Origin of the sequence: Marinobacter confluentis, assembly GCF_004785685.1 — a bacterium.
GTDB lineage: Bacteria > Pseudomonadota > Gammaproteobacteria > Pseudomonadales > Oleiphilaceae > Marinobacter > Marinobacter confluentis.
The window spans coordinates 1-340 of the sequence record NZ_SRPF01000024.1; the positions used below are offsets into that span (position 1 = coordinate 1).

A 340-nucleotide genomic window follows, 5' to 3' on the forward strand; every position below is an offset into this window, starting at 1 on the left:
GGGGTGGGAAGGTGTTTTCTGTGACTTTGGCAATTTCTCTGGTTAAGGGGGTCTCAGATTCAGGGTGGGTAGCTGTGCATGTGAAGGTCTCTCCATTGTTCCAGCGCTCGGCACAGCCAGGCAGGACGCTGGACACACTGTAGCAGCCACAGGAGTCCTGCACAGGTTCCTTCTGCACTGCATCCTTCCCAGTGGTGGGCTGCCAGGTGAAGACGGCTCCCTTAGGCTCTTTCAGGCCACTCAGAGTACATGTGAGGCTGGCCTCTGAACCCAGGAGCAGGTCCTCGAGAGCTGGCCGTTGCAGTGACAGGCTGGGTTGGCAGGATAGGGGAGGACACCC

The 340-nt window shown here is 58.8% G+C and carries 1 protein-coding gene; it reads right to left on the reverse strand.

What is annotated here, in order from left to right; genetic code table 11:
- On the reverse strand, positions 1-310 hold a 310-nt coding region (locus tag E5Q11_RS18210; RefSeq protein WP_410111160.1), incomplete at its 3' end, for an immunoglobulin domain-containing family protein.
- Positions 311-340 lie beyond the last annotated feature (30 nt).